The sequence below is a fragment of the Bathymodiolus azoricus thioautotrophic gill symbiont genome (assembly GCF_001298715.1).
Classification (GTDB): Bacteria; Pseudomonadota; Gammaproteobacteria; order PS1; family Pseudothioglobaceae; genus Thiodubiliella.
In genome coordinates, this window is record NZ_CDSC02000126.1 from 1 (window position 1) to 1,907 (window position 1,907).

1 pseudogene is annotated in these 1,907 nt (G+C 41.1%); it reads right to left on the bottom strand.

Annotation, left to right across the window (positions count from 1 at the left end):
- Window positions 1–1,875 (bottom strand): annotated as a pseudogene (locus BAZSYMA_RS02465) (hypothetical protein); the annotation flags it as partial.
- Window positions 1,876–1,907 lie beyond the last annotated feature (32 nt).

Here is a 1,907-nt window from a genome sequence, read left to right on the forward strand (position 1 = left end):
ACCTGCTAGCATTACTGCTACTGTTGTGCCATTGCCAACTTTGGTAAAGATATTGGCTGTTCCGCCTATCATTAAAGCGGCGCTTAACCCGTTGCCAATATGAGTGAATATATTACCACCTGCTGCTGAAAACATTAATGCCAGCGTTGAGCCATTGCCAACCTTGGTAAAAAAATTAACCCCCACAGATACCATTAATGCAGCGGTCATACCATTACCAACATGGGTTAGCACATTGCCAACACCAAACATGCCAACAATAACATTGCCATTTCCTATTTTGGTGGCAATATTACCTATGCCCAGCATTAACAAATACATCTTGCCCTTACCAACTTGAGTAACAATATTTGCTTTACCAAATAATAGTGCTAAAATATTACCGTCGCCTACTTTGGTAATGATATTGGCACCGCCAAACATCATGGCTTTAATATTGTCATTACCAACTTGCGTTAGAACATTGGCACCGCCATACATTGCCAAGTCAATATTGCCATCGCCTTTTTTAGTAACAACATTCAAACCACCGAATAAAAAGCCGCTAATATCACCTGTGGAGAAATCAATAAAGACATTGGCGCCTGCCAAAAGATATAGAATTGAATTTCCAGAACCTTTTCTAGTAATGATATTTGCACCGCCAACTAAATTGGCGTTTAAGGTGCCTTGCCCTTTATAGGTGACTATATTTGCCACGCCAATGCCTGTTAAATTTAGATTGCCTTTGGTAACCTCTACATTGACAATATTACCTAATGAAGCCAACATTAAGTCCGTGTCACCACTCCCATATCTATCTAGTTTATTTAAACGAAAACCGCCGAGTTTTGCCTTTAATCTTCCATTTGTTGACCAGGTAACAATATTTCCACCGCCCAGTACACTCAAATCTCCATTGCCTGTTTTTCCTGAACGGGTAATAAAATTACCAACGCCACCACCAATAAAATTAATATCACCATAATCACCTGTATGGGTAATTTTGTTGATGGCGCCAATACCGATAAACGAGACATTGCCATTGGCAGAATGATCGATAATATTGGCACCGCCACCACCACTAAAATTAGTGTTGCCATACTTAGCTGCATTGATAACATGATTAGCCACACCAGCACCATCGAAGACAACATTGCCCTTATACCCCCCTCTGCGCTCCACTAAATTGTATCCACCAGCACCGAAAAAATCAATATTGCCCTCGTGGGTGACGGCATTAACAACTTCATTGTAAAAACCTGCCCCATCAAAATCAATATTACCCGAATAACCTCTGCGCTCCACTTTGTTGTAAGCACCTAGTCCAATGAAATAAATACTGCCTCTATTTGCACTGTTGGTAACTATGTTTGACACCCCAGCGCCAGTAAAGTGAATGTCGCCTTGATCTCCCCCTATACGCTCCACAATATTAGATGCGCCAATACCTTCAAATGAAATATTACCGCGCCTTACCTTGCTAATCACTCTGTTGGATATGCCAGCACCTTCAAATGAAATATTCCCAGAATTACCCCGACGATATAGGTAATTACTTGCTGCTGCGCCTTTAAAGTTAATATCGCCTGAATGTCCAGTATGCTGTAAATCCATTGCACCAGCAAGACCAGAGACAGACATATTGCCCCAGCCGCTTTTATTAACAGTCATAAAGCCAGCGGCTCCGTAGATATATAGATGCCCCCAAGTATCATAAACATCTAGCTTTAAACTGGCGGCATATATTGTATCGTTGCCGCCATACATATGAGCGCCATCACCCCATACTGCCAAACCAACAGCGGTTAGTGTGTTGTCACCGTCATCTCCTTTGTATGTTCCTGATACAAAATACACCACCGCATCAACAATTTGTTTTATTATTGAACCCATAAAAACCTCATAATTTTTTGCACAAATAATAA